19 protein-coding genes are annotated in these 24237 nt (G+C 68.5%); 12 read left to right on the top strand and 7 right to left on the bottom strand.

The genetic code is table 11. The features are described from left to right. Positions 1–107 precede the first annotated feature (107 nt). Entirely contained in the window at positions 108–1262 is a 1155-nt protein-coding gene (locus ASC37_RS08035) for a porin (RefSeq protein WP_055423888.1), read from the bottom strand. A gap of 260 nt (positions 1263–1522) precedes the next feature. On the opposite strand from ASC37_RS08035, the gene rpoH reads away from it, so the two are divergent. The 4 genes from rpoH to recQ are packed head-to-tail and all read left to right on the top strand — an operon-like array spanning position 1523 to position 7109. Next, positions 1523–2422 carry an RNA polymerase sigma factor RpoH gene (rpoH, locus tag ASC37_RS08030; RefSeq protein WP_055423887.1) on the top strand — a complete coding sequence of 300 codons (900 nt, stop codon included), beginning with the start codon at positions 1523–1525 and terminating at the stop codon, positions 2420–2422. Then, the gene (thiD, locus tag ASC37_RS08025; RefSeq protein WP_055423886.1) at positions 2415–3266 is read left to right on the top strand and encodes a bifunctional hydroxymethylpyrimidine kinase/phosphomethylpyrimidine kinase; all 852 of its coding nucleotides are present in this window, start codon (positions 2415–2417) and stop codon (positions 3264–3266) included. Before rpoH ends, thiD begins: the two co-directional genes overlap by 8 nt. A 44-nt stretch (positions 3267–3310) precedes the next feature. Beyond that, positions 3311–5227, top strand: coding sequence for a phosphomethylpyrimidine synthase ThiC (gene thiC, locus ASC37_RS08020; protein ID WP_055423885.1), 1917 nt, complete (start codon positions 3311–3313; stop codon positions 5225–5227). A 10-nt stretch (positions 5228–5237) separates the two neighbouring features. Beyond that, a complete protein-coding gene (gene recQ, locus ASC37_RS08015; protein ID WP_055423884.1) occupies positions 5238–7109 on the top strand; it encodes a DNA helicase RecQ in 1872 nt (623 codons plus the stop codon). A 124-nt stretch (positions 7110–7233) separates the two neighbouring features. Here recQ and ASC37_RS08010 read toward each other — a convergent pair whose 3' ends face one another. The 4 genes from ASC37_RS08010 to ASC37_RS07995 all read right to left on the bottom strand — a co-directional run bounded on the left by ASC37_RS08010 (position 7234) and on the right by ASC37_RS07995 (position 10356). Then, positions 7234–7734: a GNAT family N-acetyltransferase gene (locus tag ASC37_RS08010; RefSeq protein WP_055423883.1), complete on the bottom strand. Its 501-nt coding sequence runs from the start codon at positions 7732–7734 to the stop codon at positions 7234–7236. Then, positions 7735–8010 (bottom strand): type II toxin-antitoxin system TacA family antitoxin, encoded by a 276-nt coding sequence (locus ASC37_RS08005; RefSeq protein ID WP_055423882.1) that lies wholly within the window; start codon positions 8008–8010, stop codon positions 7735–7737. 179 nt (positions 8011–8189) lie between these two features. Next, the gene (locus ASC37_RS08000; RefSeq protein WP_055423881.1) at positions 8190–8735 is read right to left on the bottom strand and encodes a DUF4124 domain-containing protein; all 546 of its coding nucleotides are present in this window, start codon (positions 8733–8735) and stop codon (positions 8190–8192) included. Between the two features lie 103 nt (positions 8736–8838). Beyond that, positions 8839–10356, bottom strand: a complete 1518-nt coding sequence (locus ASC37_RS07995; protein ID WP_055423880.1) for a surface-adhesin E family protein — start codon at positions 10354–10356, stop codon at positions 8839–8841. Between the two features lie 150 nt (positions 10357–10506). Between ASC37_RS07995 and ASC37_RS07990 the strand changes: the two genes are divergently transcribed. Genes ASC37_RS07990 through aroE form a run of 3 tightly spaced genes read left to right on the top strand, consistent with a single transcriptional unit; the run spans position 10507 to position 14154 of the window. Beyond that, positions 10507–12420 carry a ribonuclease catalytic domain-containing protein gene (locus tag ASC37_RS07990; protein WP_055423879.1) on the top strand — a complete coding sequence of 638 codons (1914 nt, stop codon included), beginning with the start codon at positions 10507–10509 and terminating at the stop codon, positions 12418–12420. Then, positions 12417–13319, top strand: a complete 903-nt coding sequence (locus tag ASC37_RS07985; protein WP_082438427.1) for an energy transducer TonB — start codon at positions 12417–12419, stop codon at positions 13317–13319. The genes ASC37_RS07990 and ASC37_RS07985 overlap by 4 nt, the downstream gene beginning before the upstream one ends. 1 nt (position 13320) lies before the next feature. Then, the gene (gene aroE, locus ASC37_RS07980) at positions 13321–14154 is read left to right on the top strand and encodes a shikimate dehydrogenase (protein ID WP_055423878.1); all 834 of its coding nucleotides are present in this window, start codon (positions 13321–13323) and stop codon (positions 14152–14154) included. A gap of 40 nt (positions 14155–14194) precedes the next feature. On the opposite strand, the gene hemL is transcribed toward aroE, so the two are convergent. Together hemL and thiE are read right to left on the bottom strand one after the other, a co-directional pair. Further along, on the bottom strand, positions 14195–15487 hold the full coding sequence (hemL, locus tag ASC37_RS07975) for a glutamate-1-semialdehyde 2,1-aminomutase (protein WP_055423877.1): 1293 nt from the start codon (positions 15485–15487) through the stop codon (positions 14195–14197). Next, the gene (thiE, locus tag ASC37_RS07970) at positions 15484–16146 is read right to left on the bottom strand and encodes a thiamine phosphate synthase (protein ID WP_055423876.1); all 663 of its coding nucleotides are present in this window, start codon (positions 16144–16146) and stop codon (positions 15484–15486) included. The genes hemL and thiE overlap by 4 nt, the downstream gene beginning before the upstream one ends. A gap of 61 nt (positions 16147–16207) precedes the next feature. On the opposite strand from thiE, the gene ASC37_RS07965 reads away from it, so the two are divergent. From ASC37_RS07965 to ASC37_RS07945, 5 genes are read left to right on the top strand one after another with little or no spacing between them, the layout of a single operon-like run. Next, positions 16208–16621, top strand: coding sequence for a response regulator (locus tag ASC37_RS07965; protein ID WP_055423875.1), 414 nt, complete (start codon positions 16208–16210; stop codon positions 16619–16621). A 4-nt stretch (positions 16622–16625) separates the two neighbouring features. Beyond that, positions 16626–16991 carry a response regulator gene (locus ASC37_RS07960; RefSeq protein ID WP_055423874.1) on the top strand — a complete coding sequence of 122 codons (366 nt, stop codon included), beginning with the start codon at positions 16626–16628 and terminating at the stop codon, positions 16989–16991. A 5-nt stretch (positions 16992–16996) separates the two neighbouring features. After that, complete coding sequence (locus ASC37_RS07955) at positions 16997–17530, top strand: chemotaxis protein CheW (protein ID WP_055423873.1); 534 nt, start codon at positions 16997–16999, stop codon at positions 17528–17530. 35 nt (positions 17531–17565) lie between these two features. Then, on the top strand, positions 17566–19248 hold the full coding sequence (locus tag ASC37_RS07950) for a methyl-accepting chemotaxis protein (protein ID WP_055423872.1): 1683 nt from the start codon (positions 17566–17568) through the stop codon (positions 19246–19248). An 18-nt stretch (positions 19249–19266) separates the two neighbouring features. After that, on the top strand, positions 19267–24237 hold the full coding sequence (locus ASC37_RS07945; RefSeq protein ID WP_055423871.1) for a hybrid sensor histidine kinase/response regulator: 4971 nt from the start codon (positions 19267–19269) through the stop codon (positions 24235–24237).

The following is a 24237-nucleotide window of genomic DNA, read 5'->3' as shown; positions in this document are numbered from 1 at the left end:
CAGTCATGGCGGCGACGCATTGCAGCACGATGCTGCGCCGGCAGAAACGAAGCCCCCGTCGCCGCAGACGGCACGGGGGAGGCACGTCGAAGGGGATTGGCCGCCAATCAGAATCTATGGATCATCCCGACATATGCAAAGCTGGTGGAATCCATGTTCTCCGGCGTCGTCGTGCTGTGACCATTCGCACCGGCTACGAATCCATAGCCCAGTGCCGTCCCCCACGGCATATCATCATAGTCGGTATAGTGATAACCGACATAGACGGCAGTACGTTTGGAGAGGTCCTGGGTATAACCCAGAGTGAACGACTTCGGTTTGTAATCGGGGCCGCTCGGCGTGTCGATTTTTTCCTGCCCGTATGCCAATCGAATATTTCCAGGACCGACCGGCACGACCGCACCGAGCTGCCAGAAGTCGACGTCGAGATCGCTCCTGCCGAACACGTCCGAGCCTTTTTGATAGAGACCCATCACCGTTGCCACGCCGAAGTTGTAGGCGGCGCCGATCAACCAATCTTGCTGGGTTTCGTCTCGGTCGGCAGGCGAGTCGATGTACGAACCCCCTGAAAAGCGAGACTTGAATTTGACACCCTGATAAATGGCTCCCAGCTTGAGCGGCCCGTTGTCATATTTCAGCGAAACGCCGTACTTGTCGTCGTCGCTGGCATCATAGCCGCTTGACCCCGCCATCTCGGTTTCCTTGTTACCTGCCGAGTAGATGGCGGCGATGCTCACCGACTGAAAGGTACCATTGTAGGCCACCGAATTGTTCCAGCGCGCCAGCGAAGCCGGCTGAATGGTGAGGCCGCCGAATGTCGTCAAGTCAGCCATCGGACCAACCGTGCCGCCCATGAATGCATCATAGGGATCGGCAAAATAGCCCGGAGCATACTGCCGGCCCAAGGAAACTTGGCCGAAGGAGCCTTTGAGGCCGACGTAGGCCTGGCGTGTGAACACGTCGCTGCCGGAGTTTGCCGCAGAATCCGTTCCACTCATATAGGCTGACTTGCCGGTGCTGATATCGTATCCTTCCTCGAGCAAAAATACCGCCTTCAAACCGTTGCCAAGGTCTTCTTCGCCACGGAAACCGAGGCGGCTGCCGGCAATACCGCCGTCGTGCACGCTCATCAAATCGTCGCCCATCAGCTGCCCGTAGCGCATGTAAGCATCGGCAACGCCATAGATCTGGACGTTGGATTGCGCGAACACCGGCGCGGCGAGGCTGCCGAGCACTGCCAATGCAAGCAGTTTCTTTTTCATTTCTGGTCTCCCTTCGATTCCGTAAACAGGAGGCGCGGAAACTCCCCTCCATCGATCACCGCGTCCCTCGAAGACGCGGGCAACGGATTTTTACATAAGTTTTGTTACTCCAACAATTGGAAATACTGAAAACAACAAAATTGATGAAAGCTGTTGTGTGAATGCGACAAGGGAGCAGAAGTGGAACCGCAGACACCTGTTGGCACTCTCATGCCACGAGTGCTAAATTGCATGGGTGCAAAAACGAACGGAGGAGCAGGATGACGACGAGTGCGGTCGTACCGCTGGGATACGCGGCAGGGCTTCCGGGCCCCGTCTCCAGTCTGGAGCAGTACGTGCGGGCGGTGCGCAGCATCCCGCCGCTCTCCGCCGAGGAGGAAAAGGAGCTCGCCCGGCGCTGGCGCCTGGAGCGCGACCTGGAGGCGGCACGGCGCCTGGTGCTGGCGCACCTGCGCTACGTGGTGGCGATCGCGCGGCAGTATTTCGGCTATGGGCTGCCGGAAGCCGACCTCATCCAGGAGGGCAACGTGGGGCTGATGAAGGCGGTGCGCCGTTTCGACGAGACGCGCGGCGTGCGGCTCGTCACCTTCGCGGTGCACTGGATCAAGGCCGAGATCCATGAATTCATCGTGCGCAACTGGCGCCTGGTGAAGATCGCCACCACCAAGGCGCAGCGCAAGCTCTTCTTCAACCTGCGCCGCCTCAAAGGTTCGAGGAACGCGCTGCAGCCGGCCGAGGCGAGGGCGATCGCCGAGGAGCTGGGGGTGAAGCCCGAAGAGGTGCTGGAGATGGAGGCGCGCTTTGCCGGGGCGGAGGTGCCGCTGGAGGCGCCCACGGTGGAGGGCGAGGAAGATGCGCTCCCCGCGCCGATCGCCTATCTGCCGGATCCCGGCGCCACGCCCGAGGAGGCGGTGCTGGAAGCGGAGGCGCACTGGCTCGCCGACGAGGGGCTGCGCACGGCGCTCTCCCGGCTCGATGCGCGCAGCGCCGACATCGTGCGCCGACGCTGGCTGGCCGAGGAGCCGGAGACGCTGCAGGCGCTGGCGGCGGAGTATGGCGTCTCGGCCGAGCGCATCCGCCAGATCGAGGCGGCGGCGCTGAAGAAACTGCGCGCGTGGCTTGCGCAGGGCATGAACGCCGGAGTGCCCGCCCATGCCTGAGGCCGTGCCCAACGTACTCTCGATTGCCGGCATCGACCCTTCCGGCGGAGCCGGCCTCTACGCCGATCTCAAGACCTTCGCCGCGCTGCGCACCTACGGCTGCGGCGTGGTGGCGGCGCTCACGGCGCAGAATACCCAGGGCGTACGCGCGGTGCACGTGCCGCCGGCGGACTTCCTGCGCGCGCAGCTCGACACCCTCTTCGCCGACGTGGCGATCGCCGCCACCAAGACGGGGATGCTCGCCAGCGCCGCGGTGATCGAGACGACGGCCGAGCGGCTCGCCCACTGGCGGGCGCAGGGGCAAAGCCCCATCGTGGTGGTCGACCCCGTGATGGTGGCGAAGAGCGGGGATGCCCTGCTCGACCGGCAGGCGGTGGGGGCGCTCGTGGAGGCGCTGCTGCCGCTTGCCACCGTGATCACGCCCAACCTGCCGGAGGCGGCGGTGCTGCTGGGGCGCACGGCGCCGGAGAGCCGGCGCGAGATGATCCGCGCGGCCGAGGCGCTGCGCGCGCTCCTGCCCACCGACGACGGGCACTGGGTGCTCTTGAAGGGCGGGCACCTGCCGGGGAGCGAACTCGTGGATCTGCTCTTCGACGGCGAGCACCTGCACGAATTCGTCGCCCCCAAGGCGGCGACGAAGAACACGCACGGCACCGGCTGCACCTACGCCGCGGCGATCACGGCGCTCGCCGCCCGGGCCGGCTCGCCGCTCACCGACGCGGCGATGCGTGAGGTGGTCCGCGAGGCGCACCGCTATCTCCAAGGGGCGATCGCGGCAAGCGGCGCGCTCGCCGTCGGCCACGGGCACGGGCCGCTGCATCACTTCCACGCGCTCTGGCTATAATGGGGCGACGGGCGCTTCGCCCGCCCCAGCCAGAGAGCGCATCCATGAACGCCAGAGACCATTTTTTCGCCGAGCGCGCGCGCGTCGACGCCGCCGCGGTGCAGCCTTTCCCCAATTCGCGCAAGATCTACGTGCAGGGCTCGCGCCCCGACCTGCGCGTACCCCTGCGCGAGATCCGGCAGGCGGACACGCCGGCTTCCTTCGGCGCCGAGCCCAACCCGCCGATCTACGTCTATGACACCTCCGGCCCCTACACCGACCCCGAGGCGCAGGTCGACATCCGCCGGGGTCTGCCGCCGCTGCGCCGGGCCTGGATCGAAGAGCGCGGCGACACCGAGGAACTGCCCGGCCCGACGAGTGCGCACGCGCAGGCGCGCCTGCGGGACCCCGCCACCGCCGGGCTGCGCTTTCCGGGCCTTGCGCGCACCCCGCGCCGCGCCAAGCCCGGCGCGAACGTGACGCAGCTGCACTATGCGCGCCGCGGCCTCGTCACGCCCGAGATGGAGTTCATTGCCATCCGTGAGAACCAGAACCGCCGGGCGTATCTCGAGGCGCTGGCGCGAAGCGGCCCGCGCGGCGAGCGCCTCGCGCAGATCCTCGCGCGCCAGCATCCAGGGCAGCGTTTCGGGGCCCGCATCCCCGAGGAGATCACGCCGGAATTCGTGCGCGCGGAAGTGGCCGCCGGCCGGGCGATCATCCCGGCCAACATCAATCATCCCGAATCCGAGCCGATGATCATCGGGCGCAACTTCCTGGTGAAAGTGAATGCCAACATCGGCAACTCGGCGCTCGCCTCCGACATCCAGGAAGAAGTCGACAAGATGACCTGGGCGATCCGCTGGGGGGCCGACACGGTGATGGATCTGTCCACCGGCCGCCACATCCACGAGACGCGCGAGTGGATCATCCGCAACAGCCCCGTTCCGATCGGCACGGTGCCCATCTACCAGGCGCTGGAGAAGGTCGAGGGCAAGGCCGAGGAGCTCACTTGGGAGCTCTTCCGCGACACGCTCATCGAACAGGCCGAACAAGGGGTGGATTACTTCACCATCCACGCGGGCGTGCGGCTTGCCCACATCCCGCTCACGGCCGAGCGCCTCACGGGGATCGTCTCGCGCGGCGGCTCGATTTTGGCCAAGTGGTGCCTGGCGCATCACCGGGAGAATTTCCTCTATACGCACTTCGAGGAGATCTGCGAGATCCTGAAAGCCTACGACGTGGCCTTTTCGCTGGGCGACGGCCTGCGCCCCGGCTCGATCTACGACGCGAACGACGCCGCGCAGCTGGCGGAGCTGAAGACGCTGGGAGAACTCACCCGCATCGCCTGGAAACACGACGTGCAGGTGATGATCGAGGGACCGGGGCACGTGCCCATGCAGCTCATCCGCGAGAACATGGACAAGGAGCTCGAATGGTGCGACGAGGCGCCGTTCTACACGCTCGGGCCGCTCACCACCGACATCGCCCCGGGGTACGATCACATCACCAGTGCCATCGGCGCGGCGCAGATCGGCTGGTACGGCACGGCGATGCTGTGCTACGTCACGCCCAAGGAGCACCTGGGACTGCCGAACAAGACCGACGTGAAGGAAGGCATCGTCACCTACAAGCTCGCGGCGCACGCGGCTGACCTTGCCAAGGGGCACCCGGGAGCGCAGATCCGCGACAACGCCCTTTCCAAGGCGCGATTCGAGTTCCGCTGGCAGGACCAGTTCAACCTTTCACTCGACCCGGACAAGGCACGCGAATTCCACGACGAGACGCTGCCCAAGGAGTCGGCCAAGGTGGCGCATTTCTGCTCGATGTGCGGGCCGAAGTTCTGCTCGATGAAGATCACGCAGGAAGTTCGCCTCTACGCCGAAGAGAAGGCGCTCTCCGAAGAAGCGGCGCTCGCCGCGGGGCTGGAGGAAAAGGCGGGCGAATTCGTGCGCGGCGGAGCCGAGCTCTATCGTCCCGAGTAGCGCCGAGCCGATGAGCGCGCTCGTGGCGGAAGAGGAAGACGCGGCGCTCGCCGCGCGCATGCAGGCGTTGCTCGCGCGCGTCTTCGGGCATGCGCGCTTTCGCGGCCCACAGGCCGAGATCGTGGCGCACGTGGCGCGCGGCGGCGACGCGCTGGTGTTGATGCCCACGGGCGGGGGAAAATCGCTGTGCTACCAGCTGCCGGCGCTGCTGCGCGAGGGCGTGGGGGTGGTGATCTCGCCCCTCATCGCGCTGATGGAGGATCAGGTGGCGGCGCTGCGGGAGAACGGCGTGGCCGCGGCCGCGCTGCACTCGGGTGTCGCCCCGGAAGCAGCCGAGGCGATCGAGCGCGCGGCGCGCGAGGGGCGGCTGAAGCTCCTCTATTGTGCGCCGGAGCGCTTGCAGACGCGCCGCTTCCTGGAGCTCCTCGACGTGCTCGCCGCGCAGGGGGCGATCGCGCTCTTCGCCATCGACGAGGCCCACTGCGTGTGGCAGTGGGGGCACGACTTCCGCCCCGACTATCTTCACCTGGCGATGCTGCCGGCGCGCTACCCCGAGGTGCCGCGCATCGCGCTCACCGCCACGGCGGACGCGGCGGCCCGCGAGGAAATCGCCGCGCGCCTGGCGCTGCACGAGGCGCGCCGCTTCGTCACCAGTTTCGACCGCCCCAACCTCTTCTACGCCGCCGAGCGCAAGCGCGGCGACGGGCGCGCACAGCTGCTCGCCTTCCTGCGGCGGCAACCGCCCGAGGGCGGCGGCATCGTCTATTGCCTGTCGCGCGGCAAGACGGAGAAGCTCGCCCGCTGGCTGAACGAGCGCGGCATCCCGGCGCTGCCTTACCACGCCGGGCTCACGCACGAGGTACGCGAGCGCCATCAGCGGCGCTTCCTCGCCGAGGATGGCCTGGTGATGACGGCGACCATCGCCTTCGGCATGGGCATCGACAAGCCGGACGTGCGCTTCGTGGCGCATCTCGACCTGCCGCGCTCGCTCGAAGGCTACTACCAGGAGACGGGGCGCGCCGGCCGCGACGGCGAACCGGCGCAGGCCTATCTCCTGTGGGACGGCGAGGACGCGGCGTGGCACCGGCAACTCATCGAAACATCGGACATGCTGCCGGAGCAAAAGGAGATGGCGCACCGCCGGCTGGACGCGCTCGTGGACATGGTCGCGGGCACCGGCTGCCGGCGGCAGGCGATCCTGGCCTATTTCGGCGAGACCATCGGCCCCTGCGGGCGCTGCGACCGGTGCCTCGCGCCAGTGCGGCCGTGGGAGGCGACGGACGCGGCGCGCAAGGCGCTCTCCACGGTGTATCGCACCGGGCAGCGCTACGGCGCGGCACACCTCATCGACGTGCTGCGCGGGCATGCGAGCGAGGCCGTGGTGCGCCGCGGGCACGACCGGGTGAGCACCTACGGCCTGGGGGTCGATCTGCCGGCCGAGACCTGGCAGGCGGTGTTCGGCGAGCTGCTGCTGCGCGGCCATCTCTCGATCGACTTCGAACGGCATCGCGCCCTGGTGCTCACGCCGCGCGCCCGGCCCCTGCTGCGCGGCGAGGAAACCTTCGCCCTCGCCCTGCCGCGCACGGCGGCAAAAGGGTCGGCCCGCGGCGCGGGAATGGCGAGCGCGGCGCCGGCGGCGGAACCCCTCTCGCCGTCCGAGCAGGCGCGCTTCGAGCGTCTGCGGCGCTGGCGCCTGCGCCAGGCTCAGACCGAAGGCGTGCCGGCCTACGTGATCTTCCACGACAAGACCCTGCGCGAACTTGCGCGCCGCGCACCGGCAACACTCGCGGAACTGGCGGGAATCGAAGGCATCGGCGCACGCAAGCGCGAGCGCTGGGGCGAGGAATTGCTCGCCCTGCTGGCCACGGCCACGGCGACCTGATGGAGGCTGACGAACTCGTATTCCCTCTTCGGTTCGCCGTCTTCGAGCGGCAGGGCAATGACTACGGCAAGATTGCGGTGCAGCTCATCCAAATCTGGAACATAACCCACGCGCAGACGATGACTCACGCCAAATCCACAAAGTGTGCGCGTGGCAGCATCCAGCGGCCGGGCTGGCCGGGAAGTTCGATGAAGCCGAAGTGCCGGTAGAACGCGGCTGCTGTGGGCGACTTCGCGTCGACGACGAGGGCGGCCACCGCGAGCGTTTCGCTGGCGGCGGCGACGCGCTTGCAGGCATCGACCAGCAGGATCGAACCGAGTCCCTGTCCCTGAAACGTCCGGTCCACGGCCAAACGGCCGAGTAATGCCACCGGCACCGGGTAGTGCGGCAGTTTTTTACGCCACTTCTCGGGGAGCGCCTCGGCAGCGACGCTGGCGGCGCTGAGCGTGTAGAAACCGGCCACTACCTGGGGATGCCCGACCGGGCTGGCCACGAACATCCGTGCCACGCCGCGTTTGATGTCCTGCGAGGCGTAGCGCTGCAGGTAGTCGTCGAGTGCCTTCTCGCCACAATCGAAGCCGGCCGTTCGCGCGTCGCCGTCGAACGCGCGAATGACATAGGCCATTTACCGCACATCCCTGGCGTGACGGACGAACGCACGCTGCAATGCGGGGTTGGCTGGGGCCGACGTATCCAGCGCGTCCAAGAATGCCGCGAAATCCTCCTGAGACAGGGTGATGGCTTCGTGGGCCTGCACGACCGACCGGGCTTGCTCGAGCGCGTTCCTGAGCACGAACTCGGACACGCTCATATGCGCATACGCGGCGGCTTTGTCGAGCAAACGGCGCGTCTCCTGATCGCAGCGGATATGCAGCCGGGTGTCTTTGGCAAGGGTGGGCATGGACGACTCCTGATAGACTCCTGATGGCAGATCCAATTGTGCGCCATTTGTGCGCACATGGTCAAGCCAAAATCCGCCACCAGGAACACCGGCTCATCCACGCAACGCCTCATTCCGACGCCCCTTGAGGCGTCGCTGCGATCGAGGTGCAGGTGGCGCTCCCCGATCGGCGGGATGCCTCACCGTCCCGGCGGCTGCAGCAAGCGCGTGCGTTCGCGCTCCAGGCGCGCGGCGCGGCGCTCGAGGAATTCCATCTCCTTCACCTGCCGCCGCTCCACCCCTTCGCGCTCGCGCACGCGGGCTTTTTCGTAGGCTGCGCGCTGCGCGGGTTTCAGGTCGGCGGGAGGCTCGCGCACCGCCAGCGCCATGCGCTCGTCGGCGTGGCGTGCGCGCAAGGCATCGCGCTCGCGGGCGAGATCGCGCAGCTCGCTTTCGATCTGGGCGAGCCGCTGCTGGCGCAGGGCGAACGCTTGGGGCGATTCGACGACGGTCTCTCGCGTTTTTTTCGTTGTCGCCGGCGGAGCCGAGGGCGGCGGCGGACGCAGCGTCACTGCCGCGGCGTCGGGGCCGCAGGGGTTCGCCTCGAAGCGGATGCTGCCGTCAGGAGAGGTACAACGATAGACGAGCGTCTCGCCCGCCATCACCGCAGGCGCGGCGAGCAGGGCGGCAGGCAGCAGCACGGCGCGGAGGCAAAAAGCCCGGCAACGAACGAGCGCGGTCGGCATGGACGGACGCCTCCACCTTGGATATCGAGGCAGTATATCCGGAAGCACCGCCACTCCCAAGGCCGCCGACCCGCCGCTGCCCTCCGACCTGTGAGGCGGGCATTCAGCGCACGATGCCGAAAACGGGTCGATCGTGGCGCGGCTGTAGCGGCCGGCTGGTACGCGGCCCCTGGGTGAGCGGGGCGATCTCGGTAGAGATGGCCTCGAGCGGCTCGCGGAAGACGATCCAGCGCACGTCCTCGCGGCACGGCGGCCAGGGCTCGGAGCCTTCGTAGGTGAAATAGGAGGCGTCGACCGGTTCGAGCGTGCGCAGGTCGAGCGGCAATTCGCGCGGTGCGGCGCTTCCCTGCCCGGCCCAGTCCGCCAGCGTGGCGAGCAGCGGATGGGTGCGCTCGGCGGCGACGACGCGCAGGGCCACGAAAAGGCGGGAGCCGTCTTCGGCCCGATGCTGCAGGACCAGTTCCCCCAGGGCGACGCGCACCCCGAGCCGATGCATGCCGGGGTGATGCCAGCTGATGCGCTCCAGCCGGTACCATTTTCCTTCCCAGCCCAGGCGCTGTTCCCGCGCCGGTTCGAGCACCAGGCCCGTCCTGTCCTGCTGCAGGACGACCCGGCTGGGTTGGTAGCGGAAGAAAGGAGGCGGAAGATCGGCCGGAATCGCCCCTTCGAGTGCGATGGGGGATTGACGCTTGCCCTCGCGGCAGATGCGCCAGTCGGGCGAGAGGAGGTGCCAGCGCCCGGGGCCGGCCGGACCCTCGGCGTAGGTCCATTCGCCGGGCGAGGGCCGTTTCGCCGCGATGTTCTTGCCCGAAGGAGCTGTGCGACGGGCGACGACCGGCCGGCGTGCCGCAGTGGCCATGGCAGGGGATGCTTCCCGCGGCACCGGTGGCCGGGAAGCGGACGCGGGAACGCCGGCAGGGTGCCCCCCCGCGGCCGAAGCCGCAGCGACCGGCGCCGGCGCCCGGGGTTGAGGCGCCACGGCAGAGGGCGGCGGTGGAGTCTCGGGACGGTTCACCGGCGGCTTGACTGCAGGCTGCGGCGTAGGGACCGGAAGCTTTGCCACTTCGGGCGGCAAGGCCGAAGGATCGACGAGGTCGACGCCCAGGGGCAAGGGTTTTCCGTCCGCCTGCGCGGGCTGTTTGGCTGCACCTTCCATCGCGCTCTGCGCCGAGCCCAGGGCTTCCTGGGCGATACGGCTCAATTCCTCCGGCGTGGGCGGGCGGCAGACCACCAGCCACAGCCGTTCGTCGACCGAGCCGGGCGGAATGGGCGTCGCCTCCGGCTTGGGGAGGGTCTCCTCGGAGAGCGGCAGGTCGTTGGCGTCGAGATACACCCGTTTGACGGTGGTATAGGTACGGCGCTGGCAGTCGAAGCGGTTGAGCGCCTTGACGGAGGCGTAACCGCGGCGCTTGGCTTCGTCGGCGCTGAGGACCACGCGTCCCCACGCCACCTTGATGCCGCCCTCGGCCGGAATCAAGGTGGCCGGGTCGATCTGCACCAAGCGATCGCGGTCGCGCGCCACCGTCTGCCACTCGGCAAGCGCCGCCTGGCTGAGCAGGCCCAGCGCGAGGAGCACGAGCAGGCGCAGCCCGTATCCCGTCATCCCTTTCATCGCGTCCATGATGCGTCGTATCTCCTCTCGGCCCGACGAAGCTCATGGTTTGCATTATCGGCCGGTGCGAGGAAAACTTGAGCCGCTGCGCCGAGTCTTTTCCGCCATCGCGCCGATTTCGGGTAAACTGCCGGCGATCAAGCCATTCGACATCGTTCCATGTTCGTCCTTTTCGAAGAGTCCGGCGCCTTCAAGGCCGGCACGCTCGTCTCGGAGCAGGAGGCCACGCTGCACGTCGAGCTTCCTTCCGGCCGCCGGTTGAAGATCAAGCGCAACGCCGTGCTCCTCACCTTCCGCGAACCGGAACCTCAGGCGCTGCTCGACGAGGCCCAGCGCCAGGCCGAGGCGCTCGACACCGACTTCCTGTGGGAAGTGTGCGGCGAGGAAGAGTTCTCCTATCTCGACTTCGCGCGGGAATACTATGGCGCCGAACCCTCCGCGGTCGAAGCGGCGGCGCTGTTGCTGCGCCTGCACGGCTCGCCGATCCACTTCCACCGCAAGGGCAAGGGACGCTTCCAGAAGGCGCCGGCCGAGATCCTGCAGGCGGCGCTCGCCGGTCTGGAGAAGAAACGCAAGCGCCAGGAAGCGATCGAGCGCATGCGCGACGAGCTCGTAGCGGGACGTCTGCCCGAGGAGATCGCCGCGGCCCTGCCCCAGATCCTCTACCGGCCCGACCGCAACCGCCCCGAAACCCAGGCGCTGGAGGCCGCAAGCGTCGCCCTGCGCTGCTCGACGGCCCAGCTGCTGCTGTCGGTCGGCGCGATCGCCTCGACACACGACTACCACTTCGGCCGTTTCCTCTTCGAGGTCTTCCCCGAAGGGCTGGAATTTCCCGAGCATCCCGAGCCGCCTCCTTGCGAGGATCTGCCGCTGGCCGAAGTGCAGGCGTTTTCGATCGACGACATCTCGACCACCGAGATCGACGACGCTTTCTCCGTGACCCGCCGTCCCGGCGGGGGCTGGCGCATCGGCGTGCATATCGCCGCGCCGGCCTTGGGGCTTTCTCCCGGGGATGCGGTCGATGCCATCGCCCGCGCCCGCATGTCCACCGTCTACATGCCGGGCCGCAAGATCACCATGCTGCCGCCCGACGTGGTCGATCGCTTCACCCTGGCCGAAGGCCACGTCCCGCCCGCCCTCTCCTTGTACCTCGACGTCGATGCCTCGCTCGCCATCCAGGGCATGGAGACGCGGCTCGAGCGCGTGCCGATCGCGGCCAACCTTCGCCTGCATGCCCTGGAGCCGTTCTTCAACGAAGAGACGCTGCAGGAAGCCCTGCCCGAAGATCTGCCCTGGCGCGAGGAGCTCAAGCTGCTGTGGGAGCTCGCCACCGTGCTCGAGGCGGGGCGCGGCAAAGCCTCGGTCACGCCGAATCAGATCGATTATCTCTTTCACGTCGATTGGGAGCGGGTCACGGAGGACGGCCCCGGCTGGGTGAGCATCACCCCGCGCCCGCGCGGCGCACCGATCGACAAGCTGGTGAGCGAATTCGCCATCCTCACGAACCAGACCTGGGGCAAGCGCCTGGCGGAGCATGGGCTGCCGGGCATCTATCGCGTCCAGCCCGCCGGCGGCAAGGTGCGCATGGCGCTGGAGGCGGAGAGCCACGAAGGTCTGGGGGTGGATTGCTATGCCTGGTCGAGCTCGCCCCTGCGCCGCTACGTCGACCTGGTCAACCAGATGCAGCTGCTTGCCACGGTACGCGGCACGCCCGCCCCTTTCCCCGAGCGGGGGCAGGAGCTCTTCGGCATCGTGCGCCAGTTCGAGGCAGCCTACACCACCTACCAGGAATTCCAGCGCCACATGGAACGCTACTGGTGCCTACGCTGGCTGCGCCAGCACCGGGTGGAGCGGCTCACCGCCACGGTGTTGCGTGACGATCTCGTGCGCTGTGAGCGGCTCCCGCTCGTCGCCAAGGTTCCCTCCCTGCCCCCCACCGACGCGGGTCGGCGGGTCGAGCTGGAAGTCGAGCGCATCGATCTCGTCGAGATGGAACTTCGGCTGCGTTTCCGTCGTCTCCTTACGCAGGAAGAATCCCCCGACGCGACCGCCGCCCTCATCGTGGAGCCATGAACCCCCGTTCGCTGCCTCTTTTTTCCCTGCGCGATACCGCAACGCACACGTGGCGGCAGTGGCGGCGATCCCCCTTCGCTTGGGCGATCTTCCTTTCCCTCGCCCTGCATGCCCTGCTGCTCTCCCTGGGATTCGTTCCGCCCGAAGCCCGGCTCGCGGCGCAGAAAGACGAGGGGCTGGAGATCGTCCTCGTCAATGCCTATAGCCGCTCGACGCCGGAAGAGGCAAAAGCCCTGGCCCAGACCTCCCTTGCCGGCGGCGGCAACGAGAAGACCGCCCCCGTTCCGACCACGAACCAGCCTCCCCTCGAACGCGAGCATCCCAGCGACAGCCCGCTCGAAGCCCGCAGCCGACATCAAGAAACGGCCAGCACCACCAGGCGCAAGCTGAGCCGCCCCTCTCCTGAAAAAGCGACTCCTTCCGCGCCCGAGCCCACCGCTCCGGCCACGCCCACGCCGAGCGGCCTCGACCTGCTCGACCAGACGGCGAGCGTCGCCCGCCTGCACGCGGCGCTCGACGACACGGAACGCGCCGTGGCGGGGCAACCCCGCAAGCGATTCTTCGGCGCCAACGTCAAGGAATACCGCTTCGCGCGCTACATCGAGGATTGGCGGCTCAAGGTCGAGCGCATCGGTACCCTCAATTATCCCGAGGAAGCGCGGGGCAAACTCTACGGGAGCCTGCTCATGTCGGTGTCGATCCGCGCCGATGGCGAGCTGATCGACGCGCACATCGAACGCTCCTCCGGCCAGCCGGTACTCGACGAGGCGGCGCTTCGCATCGTCCGGCTCGGCTCCCCTTACGCACCCTTTCCCCCGGAGATCCGCGCCGACACCGACGTGATCGTCATCAAGCGCACCTGGACCTTCACCCGCGAATCGCGCCTGCAGGGGAAATGAAATGACCGATCGCTACGCCGTCTTCGGCCACCCGGTGGCGCACAGCAAGTCGCCTTTCATCCACCGCGCCTTTGCCGAACAGATGGGACAGGATCTCGACTACGAGGCGATCGACCCCGGCGCAGAGGGCTTCGCCGAAGCGGCGCGGCGTTTTTTCGCCGAAGGGGGGCGCGGCGCCAACGTGACGCTGCCTTTCAAGGAAGAGGCGCTGGCGCTCGCCGACGAGGCGCTGCCGCGCGCGTGCGAGGCCGGCGCCGCCAATACGCTCATCGCACGCGAGGGGCGGCTTCTGGCCGACAACACGGACGGCGTGGGACTGGTGCGCGACTTGACACGGCGCCACGGCGTGCCGCTCGCGGGAGCCGAGGTGCTGCTCGTGGGCGCGGGCGGCGCCGCGCGCGGCGTGCTGGGGCCGATTCTGCGCGAACGGCCGCGGCGGCTGGTGCTTGCCAACCGCACTCCTGCCCGCGCCGAAACGCTCGCCCGCGCGTTCGCAGCGCTCGCCGCCGAGACGGGCGTGAAACTGGACGTGCAAACCTGGGATGCGCTGCGCCCCCCTTTCACGCTGCTGATCAACGCCACCAGCGCGAGCCTCGCCGGCGAGCTGCCGCCGCTGCCGCCGGAGCTCTTCGCCGCAAGGCCCTTCGTCTATGACATGATGTACGGCGCCGCCCCTACGCCCTTCCTGCGCGAGGCGGCGCGGCACGGCGCGCACACCGCCGACGGCCTGGGGATGCTGGTGGAACAGGCCGCCGAGAGCTTCTTCCTCTGGCGCGGCGTGCGCCCGGACGCCCAGGCGGTGTATGCCCGCCTGCGCGCCGCGCTCGCGGGCTGAGGATCAAAGGGGGTCGCTCGAAGAACCGCTGCGCAGCAGGTTATTCGAGGTGCCCAAGGGTAGCGAACGCCCGATGCGCCGCTTCCACCGTGGCGTCGATGTCCGCCTTGGTGTGCGCCGCCGAGACGAACCCCGCCTCGAAGGCGGAGGGCGCGAAATGATGCCCCGCCGCCAGCATGGCATGGAAGAAGCGCTTGAAGCGCTCGACGTCGCAGGCCATCACCTCGGCGTAGGAACCCGGCACCTGGGGCGCGAAATAGAGGCCGAACATGCCGCCGAGCGAATCGGCCGCGAACGGCACGCCCGCCTCCTCGGCCGCACGCTGCAATCCCGACACCAGCCGCGCGGTGAGCGCTTCGAGCCGCTCGTAGAATCCCGGCTGGGCGACGAGCTCGAGCGAAGCGAGTCCGGCGGCCACCGCCACGGGCGAACCCGACAGGGTCCCCGCCTGATACACCGGCCCGAGCGGGGCGACGCACTCCATGATCTCGCGCCGTCCGCCAAAGGCGGCCACCGGCATGCCGCCGCCGATCACCTTGCCCAGCGTGGTGAGGTCGGGCCGGATGCCGGTGCGACCCTGCATCCCCTGCAGCCCCACGCGAAACCCCGTCATCACCTCGTCGAAGATGAGCACCGCGCCGTGGCGGTCGCACAGCGCGCGCAGTCCTTCGAGAAAACCGGGACGCGGCTTGACGAGGTTCATGTTGCCGGCAGCCGGCTCCACGATCACCGCGGCGATCTCGTCGCCGCACTCGGCAAAGGCCGCCTCCACTGCCGCCAGATCGTTGTAGGGCAACACCAGGGTATCGCGCGCCGCCCCTTCGGGCACGCCGGCCGAACTCGGGTGCCCGAACGTGAGGGCGCCGGAGCCCGCCTTGACGAGCAGCGCGTCGGCGTGACCGTGGTAGCACCCCTCGAACTTGACGATGCAGGCACGCCCCGTGTAGCCGCGCGCCAGGCGAATGGCGCTCATCGTGGCCTCGGTGCCCGAGCTCACCAGCCGCACCAGCTCGAGCGACGGCAGCAGCGCCGTGAGCCGCTCGGCCATCTCCACTTCCAGCGCCGTGGGGGCGCCGAAGGAGAGTCCGTCGGCGGCCGCCCGCTGCACCGCTTCCACGATCTTCGGGTGCGCGTGCCCGGCGATCGCCGGCCCCCAGGCGCCGACGTAATCTATATAGCGCGTCCCGTTTTCATCCCAGAGGTAGGCGCCCTGTGCGCGCCGGATGAAGCGCGGCGTGCCCCCCACCGAGCGAAACGCCCGCACCGGCGAATTCACTCCGCCCGGAATCACGCGCCGGGCCCGTTCGAACCACGCTTCGTTGCGATCCGTCATCGTTCCTTCCCTTCCGTGCCGAAAACGCGATTGTGCCACGCCGCCCAGGCGAGCGCCCGTTCCAGCGGATCGGGCGCGGCGAAGAGATCCGAGATCACGGCGAGCCAATCGGCCCCGGCAGCGACGAGCTCGTCGGCGCGCTCCAAAGTGATGCCACCGATCACCGCGATCGGCACGGCGAGCTCGGCGCGGGCGCGACGCAGGAGTTCGAGCGAGGCGCGGCTCGCCTGGGGCTTGGTCGGGGAAGGATACATCGCCCCGAAAGCGACGTAGCTCGCTCCTTCGGCGAGCGCCGCCTGCGCCCGCCCGAGCTCCGCGTAGCAGCTCGCCCCGATGAGTGCGTGCGGCCCCAGAAAGCGCCGCGCCTGCACGATCGAACCGTCGTCTTTGCCCAGATGAACCCCGGCCTCGAACTGGGCGGCGAGCTCGACATCGTCATTGACGACGAGCGCCGCCCCGGCAGCCCGCACCAGCGGTGCGATGCGCTCGAGCTGACGTGCCCTGGCGGCGCGGTCGAGCGCCTTGTTGCGGTATTGCACCAGCACCGGGCGGGCGGCGAGCGCCGTGCGCAGCGCCGCGAAGAGGGCGCCGTCGTCAGGCTCGTCGGGGGTGATCAGATACAGGCCGCGCGCGGGCGACCGAGAAAAACGCGTTTGCATTGGATCATGGTATCATGGATCATCGCCGACACGGCCTGCCTGCCAAGAACGGGGATCCGACGTGAACACCGAACGCAAACCACGCATCCTGGTGGTCGACGACAGCAACACCATCCGCCGCAGCGCGGAGATCTTCCTCGGCCAGGCCGGCTACGAAGTCATGCTGGCCGAAGATGGGTTTTCCGCGCTCGCCAAAGTCGTCGAGTTCGCGCCGGATCTCATCTTCATCGACGTGATGATGCCCCGTCTCGACGGCTACCAGACCTGCGCCCTCATCAAGCAAAATCCCAAATTCCGCCACATCCCGGTGATCATGCTCACCTCGAAGGACGGCGTCTTCGACCGGGCAAGGGGGCAGCTCGTGGGCTCCGACGAGTACCTCACCAAACCCTTCACCAAGAACGAGCTGCTGGAGGCCATCGCCCGGCACTGGCCGCCCAAGACCGAGGCGCGACCCCCGGCGAAAGGAGATTGAGCCCATGCCCATCCGCCGTATCCTCGTCGTCGACGACTCTCCCACCGAACGGCTCGCCCTCACCGAGCTCCTCACCCGCGAGGGCTATCAGGTGCTCACCGCCGAGAACGGCGAACAGGCCCTCGCGCTCGCGCGCGCCGAGCTCCCCGACCTCGTGCTGATGGACGTGGTCATGCCCGGCATGAACGGCTATCAGGCCACGCGCCAGCTGCATCGCGACGCGGCCACGCGCCACATCCCGGTCATCATCTGCACCACCAAAGGCCAGGAAGCCGACCGCGCCTGGGGCCTGCGGCAAGGCGCGGTGGCCTACCTCGTCAAGCCCATCGACGAAACGGCGCTCCTTGCCGCCATCCGCAGCATGGAATGACGCCCATGGCCCGACGGACTTCGTTGCGCGAATTCCAGGAACGGCTCGCCGAACGGCTCGCCCAGGCCTCTGCCGCCCGTACCGAGCACTGGCTGGTGCTCCCCGCCGCCGGTCACCGGCTGCTGCTGCCCCTCACCGACGCCTCCGCCATCGCCAACGAATTCACCCTCGCCCCGGTTCCCCGCGCCCCCGCCTGTTACCGGGGTCTGGCCAACGTGCGCGGCAACCTCATCGGCGTGGTCGACCTCTGCTGGCTGGAGAACCACACGCCCACCCAGAGGAGCAAACGTGCGCAACTCCTGGTGCTGGCCACCCGCCTCATCGAAAACACGGCGCTCCTGCTGCCCGAGGCAGTCGGCCTGCGGCCCCTCGAGTCCTTCACGCCCATGGAGCATCCCCTTTCCCGCCCCTGGCACGTGCGCGCCTATCGGGCACCCGATGACGACCGGCCTTGCATCCTGATCGACGCGAGCCGGCTCATCACCGACCCGCTTTTCTATGGCATCGATTCCGGCTCGTCCCTCCTCGGTTCGAGCTGACCTGAAGACCGCATCCGAGCAACGAGGACCTTACCATGGCGTTTCGTCTGTTTTCCTCCCGCACCCCTGCTGAGGCCGCCGACACCTCCACGACCCCCGGCACGAAGGGGGGAGCGCTGCGGCAGCGTATCCTTCTCCTGTCGGTCCTGCTGATCGTATCGATCCTCGGCCTCGTCGGCCTCGTCGCCTCGGCCAGCTACACCGCGGCAAGCACGCGCGAACGCCTCGCTGTGGCGGATCAGGCCCGGGACGCCCTAAGCGACCTGGGGCGAACCCTGCCCCGGGCGCTCCAAGCCGATGCCGAGGCCGTGAAAGCCCTGGAAGGGCAACGCCGCCGCCTCGAAGAGGCGCTGCGCACCCTGTCGGACATGGCTACGGAAGACGAGCGCCTCGCCGGGCACGCCGGCTCGCTCCAGAAAAGCTGGAACGAGCTGCGCCCCGAGCTGCAGAAACTCCTCGAATCCCCCCCGAGCGAACCGTCCGACGTCGCGGCGGCCCTGCGCCCCATCGACCAACGGCTCGAACGCATGCTCGGCGAAGCGAGCGCCCTGCGCCAGAGCGTGCAGCAAGCCGGCGACGACGCCCTCTCGACCCGCTATCAGGGTATGATCGCGGCGGCCGTCGTCCTCATTCTCGTCTTCCTCGCCCTGGGCAAGACCTATCTCGACGACGCCCGCGCCCGGGAGCTCGAGGCCGAACGCCAACGGCAGCGGCTCGAAGAAGAAAACGCCCGCACGCAGCAGGCCATCATGCAGCTGCTCAACGAGATTTCCGACCTGGCCGACGGCGACCTCACCATCCGCGCCACCGTCACCGAAGACATCACGGGGGCGATCGCCGACTCGGTGAACTACGCCATCGAAGAGCTCGCCTCGCTGGTACGGCGCATCAACGACACGGCCGAGCGCATCACCGACTCCACCGAAGAAGCGCGCCGCATCTCCGGCGAGCTGCTCGAAGCGGCCCAGACCCAGACCGAAAAGATCGAAGAGGCCGACGGCATCGTCCAGGACATGGCCCACGCCCTGCATGAGACGGCCGCTTCCGCCGAAGGCGCCGCCGCCTCCGCCGGCCGCTCGCTCGAAGCCTCGGCCAAAGGGGCGCAGGCGGTGAATGAAACCATCGAGGGCATGAACCGCATCCGCGACCAGATCCAGGAAACCGCCAAGCGCATCAAGCGGCTGGGCGAATCCTCGCAGGAGATCGGCGAGATCGTGGAACTCATCTCCGACATCACCGACCAGACCAACGTGCTCGCGCTCAACGCTGCCATCCAGGCCGCGGCCGCGGGCGAGGCGGGGCGCGGCTTCACCGTCGTGGCCGAGGAAGTGCAGCGGCTGGCCGAGCGCTCGGCCGAGGCCACCAAGCAGATCGCCGCCATCGTCAAGACCATTCAAGCCGACACCCAGGACGCCGTGGGTTCGATGGAAGCGGCCACGCGCGAGGTCGTCGCCGGCACGGCGCTCTCCGATTCGGCCGGCGCCGCCCTCGAGGAAATCTCGCAAGTCGCCAAAGAGACCGCCACCCGCATCACCCAGATCGCCCACGACATCCAGGCCCAGGCCGAACGCGGCGCCCAGGTCTCCGCCCTCATGCGCGAAATCCTCGCCATCACGCAGCAGACCCGGGAAGGGACGGAACGCACCGTCCAATCCGTCGAATCGCTGGCCGAGCTCGCCGCCGATCTGCGCGGTTCGGTCGCCGGTTTCCGCGTCTGATCGCCCGAGACGAACGCCATGGTGCATCGCCCCGCCTCCGAACCCCTATCCTGGATCGCCCCAGAAGTCGAACGCGTCCTCGCGGGGGCGCGTCTGGCCTGTGAGCGGGCCAGCGCGCACAACGACCCCGCGGCACTGCGGCAGGCCAGGGCGGCGTTGCACGAGACCCGGGGCGTGCTCATCGTCGCGGGCCTCGAAGGCTTCGCCGACTACGTCGACCTGCTCGGCCGCGCCCTGGAAAAAATCTCCGCCCGGCCCGATCCCGATCCCGAAGCCCTGCAGCGGCTGTACCGCGCCGCCGTCGCCGCCGAAAACTACTTCCTCGAGCTCATCCACGCCGGACGCGACCAGCCGCTGCGCCTGCGTCGGCACTACCTCGAGCTCGCCGCGCTCGCCGGCGATTCCACCGCCGCCGAAAGCGATCTCTTCCAGTTCGAAGTCTCGATCCAACCTCAGCCTCAGCCCGTCGTCTCCGACGAAGCCCGCATCCGCGCCGCCTTGCTGCGCCGCTTCGAACAGGGCCTCGTCGGCTGGCTGAAACCGGCCGACGAGCGCGAAGCCGTCGCCTCCCTCACGCCCATCCGCGAGGCGCTCGCGGGTTTGCTCAAGCTGGATGCCGGCCGCCCCCTGGAGCCCCTATGGCTGGCCGCGCTCGCCTATGCCGACGCCCTCAGGGAAGGGCGTCTGGCGCGCGACGAGGCTTCCAAGCGCATCCTGCACGACCTGCACCGCACGATGCGCCACGCCGGGAAATTCTCTCGCCCACCCCGCCGGCTCTTGCAAGCACTCACCCATCCCGTCGCCCAGCTCGAGCCCCACAGCCGGGCGCAGCAGTTGCTGCACGAGCACTGGCGGCTCGCCGAGGCCCTGGAAGACCAGGATCTCCCCCTGCCCGAGCTTCCCCTGCGCGCCCAACTCGACGCCCTGGCCGAGGGGCTCGATCGACTGGCCGAGCACTGGGAACGGCTCACCCAGGCTCCCGTCTTCCACCTGGGTTCGTTCTCCCAGGATCTCGACGCGGTTCGCCGCCTCGCCCAGCCGCTGGGGCGCAAGAGCATCGAGCAGGCCATCGAGGCGCTCGCCGCCCTCGTCCAATGGATGGAAGATCATCCCAACGACTCCATGGCCGCACAGGCCCAGCTCGAGCTCGCCCGCACGCTCCTCGTCCTTTCGGCCTACTGCCGCGCCGCCCACTGGGACGAGCGCACCGAGCAGCGGCTCCAGACGCAGGTCGAGCGGCTGCGCGCCCTCATCGACAACCGCCCCCTGCCCGAGATCGAGGCCCAGGCTTCCGAAGCCGACAGCCGCAGCATCGGAAGGGAACTCTCCCGTCTGCTCGCCGAAGCCGAGACCCTGCTCGATCGCTACTACCGCGATCCGACCGAACCCCTCGACCAGGACCGCATCAACCGCCTGATCGCCGAAGCCCGCGCCACCTTGCTGCTCATCGGCGCCGACGAAGAAGCCAAAGCACTCGGCCAGCTTCCTCCCCTGGTCGAACGCCTGGCCGAACACGGCAGCCTCGAAGAGGCCGAGCAGCACCGGCTCGTCGAGACCCTTGCCCATCTCCATACCCGCGCCGAGGCGCTGGCGCGCGGCGAGTCCCTCCAGGAAACCGCAGCGATCGCCCCCCAGGCCACCGCCATCCCCCTGCAGGAACTCTTCGCGGCCGAAGGAGAGGAACTCGGCGCCACGCTGCTGCTCGAGGAAGAAAAAGAAGAAGCATCTTCGCCCGCAGCAGCTTCCCTCGCCTCGATTCAGGCCCCCTCTCCCGAAGAGGCCTCCGTCGAACGGGCCAGACCCCCTGTCCCGCCGAGCGAGACCCAGGCATCGGCCGGCGGTGCGATCGAAGAAGAACTCCTCGACATCTTCCTCGAAGAAGCGCGCGAAGTGCTCGCCACCCTGGAGCGCCGCCTTCCCGATCTGGAGGAACGACCGGACGATCTCGAAGCGCTCACCGAGGTGCGCCGCGGCATCCACACCCTCAAGGGCAGTGGCCGCATGGTTGGTCTCACCGAGCTCGGCGAGTGCGCCTGGGCCCTGGAGCAGACTCTCAATACCTGGCTGCAGCGGCAATGGCCGGCCACCCCCGCGCTGATGCAGCTGCTCCAGCAGGCACACCGTCTCTTCGCCGACTGGGTGGAGGCAATCGCTGCCGGCCGGATCGAAACGCCCGCGCAGGCCGCCGCGCTCGCGGCCGAAGCCGAGCGCCTGCGCTCGCTCGAAAGCCCCGAGGCCGCACCGCCAGCCGAACCTCTTCCGCCTCCCGAGCCGCCGAAACACGTTTTCGGGGATCGCAGCGTCTCGCGCGCCGTGTTCGATGCCTTCCGCCAAGAAGCGCGCGAGCGGCTCGCCGCCTTGCGCCGTTACCTCGACGAGGAGGCCGCCCAGCCGCCCGATGAGCCTCTCGTACGACACATCCACACGCTGGCCGGCATCTCGGCCACCGCCAAGGTCTTCGAGATGCACGAGCTGGGCCGGGCGCTCGAACTCGCGCTCGAGCGCCTCGCCAAGGCCCAGCGCGCCCCCGACGCACAGGAATGCACGGTCCTACGCGCTGCTGCCGAGCGGCTCGGCGCCGCCCTCGAGCGCGTCGAAGCCGGACAAATTCCCGAACCTCCCGCCGATCTGCTGCCCCTCATCGAAGCCGTCGGCACCGTTCCTCAGGCAGCGGTGCCTCCACCCCAACCCACCGCTCCCAACGAGGTCGAGGCGAAAGCCGCCCCCCCCACAGAGGTCCCAGAAACTGCCCGAGAAGCGCCTCCTGTGGAAGAAGTCGCCCAGGAAATCGACCTGCAGCTCCTGCCGGTCTTCCTCGACGAGGGCGAGACGCTCTTCGAGAGCCTCTTCGAGCAGCTCAACCGCTGGGACGAAACGAGCGACGAGAAAAACGTCGAGGCGATCGCCCGTACCCTGCATACCCTCAAGGGCAGCGCCCGCATGGCCGGCGCGCTGGAGCTCGGCGAGCGCATCCACCGTCTGGAGCAGGAACTCAAGGAAGCCGGGCCCGCGGCCCGCGAGCTCGCGCGCAACGGCATCGAAGCCGCCTATGCGCTCTTCCGCCGCCTTGCCGCCCTGCCTGCGCTGGCAACGGCGGAGACTCCCTCCCCTGCCGCGGCCGGCACCGAATCCCTCCCCCCCGTCCCGGCGCGGGAAAGCGCAGAGACCGCCCACGTCACCCTGCGTGTGCACGCCGCCACCATCGACCGGCTGGTCAACGACACCGGCGAGATCGGCGTCCTGCGGGCGCGCGCCGAACAGGATCTTCTCGCCCTGCGCGGCGCCGTGCTCGAGCTCACCGACGACGTCATCCGCCTGCGCACCCATCTGCGCGAGCTCGAGATCCAGGCCGAGACGCAGATGCAGACGCGCCTGCACACGGCCGAGACGGCGCAGGCCGAGTTCGATCCACTCGAACTCGACCGCTACACGCGCCTGCAGGAACTCACGCGCCTGCTCGCCGAAGGGATCGCCGACGTCGCCACCATCCAGCAAAGCGCGCTGTCGCACCTCGACCGCGCCGAAACTGCCCTCAACCAGCAAGCCCGCCTCACCCGCGAGGTGCAGTACGAACTGATGCAGGTACGTTCGGCGCCGGTCGCCAGCGTCGCGGCGCGCCTGCACCGGGTCGTGCGTCAGACGGCCAAGGAACTCGGCAAACGCGTCAACCTCGACATCGAAGGCGCTCAGGTCACGCTCGAGCGGGCACTGCTCGAGCGCATGGTGCCGCTGCTCGAGCACCTGCTGCGCAACGCCGTCGCCCACGGCATCGAATCCCCCGAGGAACGGCGGGCCTCTGGCAAACCCGAATTCGGGCAGATCACACTGGCCGTGCGCAATCTCGGCAGCGAGATCGAACTGCGGGTGCAGGACGACGGCCGCGGCCTCGATTACGCTGCCATCCTCGAGCGCGCCCGCGCCGCCGGGCTGCTCGGCCCCGATGCCCTACCCGACGAAGCAAGCCTCGCACGGCTCGTCTTCCTGCCCGGATTCTCCACCGCCAGCGAGCTCAGCCAGATCGCCGGCCGCGGCGTGGGGCTGGACGTCGTCCACAGCGAAATCCAGGCGCTGGGCGGGCGCATCGACCTCGCGAGCGCCCCCGGCCGCGGCACCGCCTTCCGCATCCTGTTGCCCACTACCCTCGCCATCACCCAGGCGCTGCTCGTGCGCGCACTCGATCGACGCTGGGCGATTCCGGCCAATCTCATCGTTCAAACCGAACACCTCCCGGCCGAGGCGCTGCGCGCCGCGCAGCAGATGGGGCACTTGCTCTGGCAAGGGAAGACCTATCCGCTGCGCTATCTGCCGCATCTGCTCGATCGCCCCGACCAGCCCGAACCGCTCGATCGCCGCAACTGGGTGGTGCTGCTCGCCTCGGGCGAAGAACGGATCGCGCTGCACGTCGATGGGCTTGCCGGCAACCAGGAGGTGATCGCCAAGCCGGCCGGACCGCACCTCAAGCGCATCGCCGGTATGCTGGGCGCGACGCTCCTTGCCGACGGCGAGATCGCTCTCATCCTCAACCCCGTGGCGCTCGCGCGCACGCCCGCCGAGGTCTCGGTCGCAAGAGCGCAGGCCGAGGCGCGGGGCCTATCTCCCGCCAAACCGCTGGTGCTGGTGGTCGACGACTCGCTTACCGTACGGCGCATCACGGGGCGACTCCTCGAGCGATCGGGTTACGAAGTCATGCTCGCCAAGGACGGCATGGAGGCGCTGGAAAAGCTCACCTCCGAGGAACGTCTGCCGGTGGCCATTCTCTCCGACATCGAGATGCCGCGCATGGACGGATTCGAGCTGCTGCGCCAGATCCGGGCCGATGCGCGCACGCGCCATCTCCCGGTCGTGCTCATCACCTCGCGCCTTGCCGAGAAGCACCAGGCGCACGCGATGGCGCTGGGTGCCAACGCCTATCTCGGCAAACCCTACGACGAAGACGAGCTCCTGCGCCTGCTGCGCCGCTACCGCGAGGCCGCGGCCCAGCCCGCCTGA

The sequence above is a fragment of the Tepidiphilus thermophilus genome (genome assembly GCF_001418245.1).
Classification (GTDB): Bacteria; Pseudomonadota; Gammaproteobacteria; order Burkholderiales; family Rhodocyclaceae; genus Tepidiphilus; species Tepidiphilus succinatimandens.
This window is presented reverse-complemented; position numbering and strand designations above follow the sequence as displayed.